We start from the raw sequence: 7,734 nt of genomic DNA on the forward strand, positions 1-7,734 counted from the left end.
AACCGCAGCGCCGCCCGCCATCTACGACTCAAGGAGTAGAGACGAAGCGCCAACCGGTGCCCGGCAGACAGAGCTGATTGTTCCTGCGGAACAGCCGAAGTGCGAATAGATCCTGCGGAACTGCCACATCGACTCCGTCATCGGCCACCCCCGGCGCTGCGATAGGCGCGCCGATCCAGGCGGCACACCTCTCGGCTAGCGCGGCGGCCGGTTCAATTTTTCATGTGAAACCGCAGCCTCGCGTGCCAAATACGACTGAGGTGAATACCAAACGCCGCCGGATGCCGTGGAGAGGTTGATGTTTCCCGTGAAACAGCCCCCCATGTGAGTAGCCCCTGCGGAAGCGCCACACCGCTCCGCGACTCACCACTCGGCGCCCCCAGCAGCTCGGCGCCCCTCCGACGGCGGTGCGCCCCCCAACGATCCGGCCAGGCACGGTCGCTCGCTGGCATGGCGACCCCGGGTGCGGCGGTGCAGCGGCGGTCTCTCGACGACGCGGACTTTCGGCGACCCAACGGCTCGGCCACTGGGCCACCCCGACACGGCCACTCGGCCACCCCGACACGGCGACTCGGCCACTCGGCCACCCCGGCGACACCGCGACCCACCCACTCGGCCATCCGGCCCTGCAGCGCGGCGCGTGACCCGACAAGCTCCCGCGACCCCGGCGCGGCGGCAGGCCTCTCGATGACACGGACTTTCGGTGACACTGCTGGCTCGGCACTCTGGCGACTCGGCGAACCGGCGGCTAGGCGGCTCCGCGACCCCGCAGTCCGGCGGCCCGACGACCCTGACGACCCCCGACGCGGCCACCCGGCGATGCGGCCACCTGGCCCCCCGCCACTCGCCCCTGGCCAGCCAGCCACCCAAGCCACTCGGCGACACGGCGCCCCAGCAGCGCGGCGGCCCGGCGGGCGCGAACTCCGGCCTGCGGCGAACAGCCCGACGTGACGGCGGCAGTCCTCCCGATGATGTGGACTTTCGGTGATCCGGCGGCTCAGCCACCCGGTGACTTTGGCCGCCCGGCAGCACCGCGACCAGCCACCCGGCTGGCGCGAACTCTCGCTGGCGCGAACTCTCGCTGGTGCGGCGCGGCGACGCGGCCTCTCGGCAGCCCGGCCTCTCAGCAAACGCGGCCTCTCGGCGACCCCGGCGACTCAGCTCGGCCACTAGACGACCCGGCGACTCGGACACCCGGCAGCGATGCGACGCAGCCACCCGTCAGGCACAGCCTCCCGCTAGCGCGACGCGGCCTCTCGGCAATCTTCGACTCAGCTCGGCCACCCGGGCGAACGGAAGACGTCCGGCGACCCGGCAGTGCGGTCTCTCGGCACTCGCGGCCATTCGCTCCAGTCATCGATGTTTCATGTGAAACCACGATGCCGCGTGCCAAGTCCGAAAGAGGTGGGAAGACCGACCGCCGCCAGCGCCGACAGAGGTTGATGTTTCCCGTGAAACAGTAAGTGCGAATGGATCCTTCGGAATCGCCACATCGCCACTCGGCCACCGGGCACTCGGTCCCCGGTGTCCCCGAGACCCGGCCGCCCGACGACGCCTCAACCCAGCCGCTCGGTCCACCCAGGAAACCCCCGGCAGCGCAGCAGACCCAGCCGCCGGTCACCCCGCCGCCCGGTCACCCCGCCGCCCGGTCACCCCGCCAACGGACACCCCGCCAACGGGCAACCCGCCAACGGGCACTCGGACACCGGGCACTCGGACACCGGAACATTCGGCGCCTGGCGCGAACCCCACGACCGGCCCGCTAGCAGCTCGGCGACCCAGCAGCGTGGTAACGGGCACGGCCACTCGCATGCAAGGCGACCCGGCGCGACGGCGGCGGGGCTCTCGACGACGTGGACTTTCGGCGACCCCGGCGACGCGGCCCCGGCAACCCCGCGACTCGGCAGCCCTGCGACACCGTGATCCAGCCACTCGACGACTCGGGCAACCGGCGACGACTCCACGCGGTGACCCAACCACTCGGCCAACCCTGACACCCGGCAGCGCGACGACCCAGCCGCCCGGTCACTCGGCCACTGGCCACTGGCGAAACGGCAGCGCGGTGCAGCCTGACCGGGCGGCGCGGTCACTCGGCGACCCCCGCGAATCGGCGACCCACCACCAGGCGACCTGACCGTCCCGGCGACCCAGCCGCCCAACGACTTAGCCACTCCAATGCACCCCGGGGAGCGCATCGACTGGCCACCAGGCGAACGCGGCCCCTCGCCGGCACGGCGACGCCGTGCTGCGGTGCAGCCATGGGCCTATTAACGACGCCGCCTTTCGGTGACTTCAGCGGCTCGGCTACTCGGCCACATGACACGGCCACTTGCCACTCGGTGAACTCGGTGACTCGGCGACCCTGCCACGCGGCAACTCGGCAACCCCGGCCACTCCGGGGAACCTGGCCATCACACGAACGCGGCGCCTCGCCGGCACGGTGGCCCCCGTGCTGCGGTTGCAGCTGCGGGCCTATTAACGACGCCGCTTTTCGGTCACCCCAGTTGCTCGGCCAATCGCCACGGTCAATCGCCGATCGGTGCCTCGGTCATTCGCTGCCTTGGGCACCCTGCAACGCGGCATCCCCGGCGGCCCGGCGGGTGCAGCCTCTCCGAAACTCGCCCGACATGGCAGGGCCGGATGACGCGGGCGAATCGATGACGCGGACTTGCGGTGACCCGGCGACCCAGCACGCAGCGGCGCGGCGACGAGGCCTCCCAGCCACCCCGGCGGAACGGCGGCCGCGGCAGACGCGGTATTCCGCCGGGCCCGCGACTCGGCAACCGGCGACCCCGCGACCCGCCCACTCGGCCATTCGGTAGCTCTGCGACCGGGCCGCTCGGCCGCCGCCCGGGACACCCGGCAGCGCCGGAGATCCCTGCGGCGGCACGACGCGGGCCAATCGACGACGCGGACTGTGGTGACCTGGAGACTCGGGATACCTACGACCCGGACCACCCGGAGACTGGGCGGCGCGGCCTATCGGCCCGCGCGGCGATTCGGTCGGTGTGGTCCAGGAAACCGCCGTGCCGCCCGGCAAATACGAAAGGGTGGAGACGAGCCCGCCGCCGGTGCCCAGCAGGGAGGATTGGTGGTTCCCCTGAAACAGCCCCCGTGCGAATCGATCCTGCGACTCACACATCGACTCCGCACCCGCGCCATCTTGGCTGCGCCCACGAGGCTTCGGGTCGGGGGAGTGGGCTGTCTCCCGATTTAAGGGCCGGGCTGCGGCCCCCGGCACAGCGGGTTGGTGCGTCCAGTTCCACCGGCACTGCGAAGGGTTCTAAGTTTCATGTGAATCCGTGCGGCCAACTTGGATCTACCGATGCCGCCCGGACTCAGCCTGTCCGGCTACGAGTCATCTTGTGTTTCATGTGAAACCGCCGACGGCGAAGCCCCGCCGCCCTACTGCGTCTTACGGCTGCGACCACGCGTCGGGTCGCCCGCGCGCTTCGCCGCCTTCGCTTCCTTGCGTGCGGCCGCGTGCTCGCTGCGGCGGCGTGGGGCGCGTTCGGCGCGGGGGAGGCGTTCGGCGCTGATGACCAAGGTGGGGGTGGAGACGAGGCCGGCGCCGCATTCGAGGACGGTGGCGTTGCCTGCGCCAGCCCGCTCCAGGGCCTCGCCGTCGCGGGCGAGTTCCTCGGCTGCGCTCACGCCTTTGAGGGCGAGCATCCGGCCGTGGTCGCGGAGCAGGGGGAGGGACCACTGCGCCAGCTTTCCCAGGGGGGCGACCGCGCGGGAGGTGACTACGTCCGCGCCGCCTGCTTCCTTCATGACGCCGGATTGTTCGGCTCGGCCGCGTACCACGGTGACGTCCAGACCGGCGGCCTCGATGAACTCGCTCAGGAAGATGGTGCGACGTAGCAGCGGCTCGACCAAGGTGATGCGGAGGTCGGGGCGGGCGATCGCGAGCGGGATTCCGGGGAGGCCGGCGCCGCTGCCGATGTCGACGACCGAGGCGCCTTCGGCGATCAGTTCACCGATCACCGCGCAATTGAGAATGTGGCGGTCCCAGAGGCGAGGAACCTCGCGCGGACCGATCAGGCCACGCTCCACGCCAGCGGTGGCGAGCGCCGCGCAATAGCGGCGCGCGAGATCAAGTCGGTCGCCGAAGACCGCCGCGGCCGTCGCGGGTGGTTCCAGCTCGGCAGGCAACGCGGTGGTTCCACCGAGATCTCGTTCCACGTGAAACATCCTTCCGAACTCGAATCGATCAGGGGAGCGGCGACGTGCGGACAATCAGCTGCCGGACATGAACAAGGCCCCCGATCCGAAGACCAGAGGCCCTATCCAACCACTTACCCGTCATGGTGACGAAATACGCCGTGCCCCTGACGTGTCCGGCTCTCGCTCAGGACGGAACGACTACCACGTGCCGGTTCGGCTCGACGCCTTCGCTCTCGCTGCTGACTCCATCGATCACCGCGACCGCGTCGTGCACGATCTTGCGCTCGAACGGCGTCATGGGCGCCAGCGACTCCGGCGCCCCCGACTCCAGCACCCGCTGCGCGGCGGCGGTACCGAGCGCGCTCAGGTCTTCGCGGCGCTTCGCCCGCCAACCGGCCACGTCCAGCATGAGCCTGCTGCGCACACCGGTCGCCTGCTGCACCGCCAACCGAGTCAGTTCCTGTAGCGCGTCGAGCGTTTCACCGTTGCGGCCCACCAGCTTTGACAGATCGCGGCCACCATCAATGCTGACGATGGCGCGGTCACCCTCGACGTCGAGATCGATGTCGCCGTCGAAGTCGAGCACGTCGAGCAACTGCTCGAGGTAGTCGCCCGCGATTTCGCCCTCTTCGATCAGGGCTTCCTCGGCATCATTCACGACATCGTCGGCGTCCGTTTCGGCGTTCACCATCGTCGTCGCCACTGTGGCGTCCCCTCCGTCGGTCTCAACTGTCATTTGGTTTCCTTCATCTGCTCATCACGCTCGCCGGGCGCTACGCCGCCGGACGGTGCGCGATCAAGGGGTTGCTCAGCGTGGTGGCCGACCAGGCCACCGAAATGCGATCAGCGGCGGCGCTTCTGGTTCGCCCTGCCCCGGTTGCCCGGTCGCTTCTGGCCACCCGGCCTGCGCTGCCCCGCGGCCTTGCCGGTGGTCTTGCCGGTCCCGTTGGTCGAGGCCGGGGCGTCGACGGAATCCACCGCATCGATGACTTCGTCGACCGCATCCTGCGGCGTCTTCTTCCGAGTATTGACCGGCTTGGCGCCCGGCTTCGGCGCGTTCTGCGCCCGCTGCTCGATCTTGGCCAGCTTCTTGGCCTCTTCTTCCTTCTCCATCTTGCCGAAGACGAGGTGCTGCTGGCCGTAGGTCCAGATGTTGTTGGAGACCCAGTACAGGAGGATGGCGATCGGCAGGAACGGACCACCGACGAGCACACCGAGCGGGAACACCCACAGCGCAAGCTTGTTCATCATCGCGGCCTGCGGGTTCGCGGCCGCCTCCGGTGTCTGCCGGGCGACCGACGCGCGCGCGTTGAAGTGGGTGGCCAGACCGGCGATGATCATCAACGGGATCGCGACGGCGGCGATGGCCACCTTGCTCGGGACGACATTGTCGATGGCGAAGGCTTGCAGTTCGGTGTTCGGAATGGTGATGAACGCCGAGATCGGCGCGCCGAAGATACGGGCGCTCAGGAAGGACTGGACGTCGGCCGCGTTGAAGACGTAGTTCGGCGTATTCGCGTTCTCGGTGATCGACAGTCCCAGCTGGCCGAAACCATGGCCGGTCCGGTTGAACGAGCGCAGCACGTGGAACAGACCGAGGAACACCGGCACCTGGGCCAGAATCGGCAGGCAACCCATCAGCGGGTTGAAGCCGTGATCCTTCTGCAGCTTCTGCATCTCGACGGCCATCTTCTGGCGGTCGTTCTTGTACTTCTTCTGCAGCTCCTTGATCTGAGGCTGCAGCTCCTGCATCTGCTTGGTGGTGCGCACCTGCTTGACGAACGGCTTGTAGAGCAGCACGCGCAGCGTGAACACCAGGAACACGACGGCAAGTGCCCAGGCGATGCCACTTTCTTTACCGAGGCCAGGCACTGCGGCAAAGACACGGTGCCAGAACCACAAGATCCAGGACACCGGGTAATAAATGAAGTCGAGCACGGCTCTATGCACTCCCGTCGTTCGTATCGCCGATCACCGCGCGCGGTGATCCTTTCCAAGCGTTCGGCTCCGACACCGGGTCGGCCTGCAGGCTGGCTTCCTGCGGCGCCGGATCGGTGGCTGCCACGGTCCCTGGGGCGGTGCGAACGGTGCTTCGCTTCCGCTCCGGAACGGGGTCCCACCCACCAGGGTGCCAGGGCGCACATTTGGCCAGTCGCACGGCTGCCAATCCGAGCCCGACGAACAGTCCGCGCGTCCGCAATGCGGTGACCGCGTACTCGCTGCAGGTCGGGGTGAAACGGCACACCGGCATGCGGGTGGGCGAGACATAGGTCCGATACAACTCGATCAGAAAGATCAGTGCGTTCGCCGGTAACCGGCCGATCGTGGCAGGCAGGCTCATGCCGATCCGACCCCGAGCTTGTACACCGCGCCGCGCAGCTGACGCAGCAGTTCCACCGAGGAGGCGTCCGCCGCGCCGGGCAGCGCGCGGACCACGATGTCGGCGTCGGCGGGCAACTCCGGGATCAGTTGGCCGCACATATGACGCAGGCGGCGGGCGACGCGGTGTCGAATCACCGCGTTGCCCACCGCCTTGCTGACGATCAGGCCGAAGCGCGGCCCGCCTACGCGGACCAGCGTCTCGGCTGGATCACCATGTCGTCTATTCACGTCCACGATTCCGTCATACCCGTGCATGAGCACATGTACGACCAGATCGCGCCTCCCGATTCGCTGGCCGCGGCGCACCGTCCGGGAGAAGTCGGCACGATGATGCAACCGATACGGCTCAGGCAACACCCGAGCGTCCGCGAGCGAGAATCAGGCAGTGAGTTCGGCGCGGCCCTTGCGGCGACGCGCCGAAACAATGGCGCGCCCGGCACGGGTGCGCATCCGGAGACGGAAGCCGTGAACGCGCGCCCGACGACGGTTGTTCGGCTGGAACGTCCGCTTGCCCTTGGCCACGGTCAACACTCCTCGAGTCAGTGGGCACCAGTCGGTGCCCGAAGCTTTTCGGTGAAACAGGTACTCGCGATGAATCGCAGTTCTGGTCATCATCGGCGCGTCGGTCTTGGCGCACAGTCGGTCGATCACGACCTACACGCGGTCAGCACAAGACCGCCACCGCACCAAAGGGTGACTGTACGAGGGTACTGATCGGCTCGGAGCGGGTCAAACTCGCCCCACCCGTTCGGGTCCGGCGGCCCGACCAGCGGCAACGGTGCGCCCGAGAAGAGGCGCTGTGCATATCACTGTCAGACCCTGTGAGTATCGCAGTGAGTTCGTCCACACCCCTAGCCACGCCCGAGCGGATCAGCAACCCGTGTTGCTCGGAGCTTGCTGGAGATCCGCAGGTCAACGCGTTGTCACGCGTGCGCGCAACGGCATTTCACAGTTCCCCAGGGTTCTCCACATCTGTGGATAATTGTGTGGAAAGACCCCTGGAGTGGCATATTCGTAGGGCCGACGGTGCCACGCCGCCGCCCGGAATGGGGATCCGGGCAGCGTCCGAACCGGTTACGGACGTACGCAGGATCACGGTACCGACCCGAGCATGGTCGACACCAGCGCCGCCCCGCGTGCCCCGGCCGTCTGCTCCTATCGACCTACTTCCGGGGAGGAAACTGC

Annotated in this window: 6 protein-coding genes; all 6 read right to left on the reverse strand. The window is 68.4% G+C overall.

The features are described 5' to 3' along the window. Positions 1–3,405: 3,405 nt before the first annotated feature. The gene (gene rsmG / locus KV110_RS41260) at positions 3,406–4,194 is read right to left on the reverse strand and encodes a 16S rRNA (guanine(527)-N(7))-methyltransferase RsmG (RefSeq protein WP_246634273.1); all 789 of its coding nucleotides are present in this window, start codon (positions 4,192–4,194) and stop codon (positions 3,406–3,408) included. A 157-nt stretch (positions 4,195–4,351) separates the two neighbouring features. Beyond that, positions 4,352–4,858, reverse strand: a complete 507-nt coding sequence (locus KV110_RS41265) for a Jag family protein (protein WP_378743362.1) — start codon at positions 4,856–4,858, stop codon at positions 4,352–4,354. Positions 4,859–5,010: 152 nt separating this feature from the next. Next, positions 5,011–6,105, reverse strand: coding sequence for a membrane protein insertase YidC (gene yidC / locus KV110_RS41270; RefSeq protein ID WP_218472494.1), 1,095 nt, complete (start codon positions 6,103–6,105; stop codon positions 5,011–5,013). 4 nt (positions 6,106–6,109) lie between these two features. Further along, positions 6,110–6,508 (reverse strand): membrane protein insertion efficiency factor YidD, encoded by a 399-nt coding sequence (gene yidD, locus KV110_RS41275; protein ID WP_218472495.1) that lies wholly within the window; start codon positions 6,506–6,508, stop codon positions 6,110–6,112. Continuing rightward, positions 6,505–6,906 carry a ribonuclease P protein component gene (gene rnpA, locus KV110_RS41280; protein WP_218472496.1) on the reverse strand — a complete coding sequence of 134 codons (402 nt, stop codon included), beginning with the start codon at positions 6,904–6,906 and terminating at the stop codon, positions 6,505–6,507. Before rnpA ends, yidD begins: the two co-directional genes overlap by 4 nt. 21 nt (positions 6,907–6,927) lie before the next feature. After that, entirely contained in the window at positions 6,928–7,071 is a 144-nt protein-coding gene (rpmH, locus tag KV110_RS41285) for a 50S ribosomal protein L34 (RefSeq protein ID WP_005516618.1), read from the reverse strand. Between the last annotated feature and the right edge of the window lie 663 nt (positions 7,072–7,734).

Origin of the sequence: Nocardia iowensis (genome assembly GCF_019222765.1) — a bacterium.
Classification (GTDB): Bacteria; Actinomycetota; Actinomycetes; order Mycobacteriales; family Mycobacteriaceae; genus Nocardia; species Nocardia iowensis.

Coding starts and splice junctions, on each gene's coding strand:
- rsmG (WP_246634273.1), bottom strand. CDS start 4,194: ATGTTTCACGTGGAACGAGATCTCGGTGGAACCACCGCGTTGCCTGCC.
- KV110_RS41265 (WP_378743362.1), bottom strand. CDS start 4,858: ATGGTGAACGCCGAAACGGACGCCGACGATGTCGTGAATGATGCCGAG.
- yidD (WP_218472495.1), bottom strand. CDS start 6,508: ATGAGCCTGCCTGCCACGATCGGCCGGTTACCGGCGAACGCACTGATC.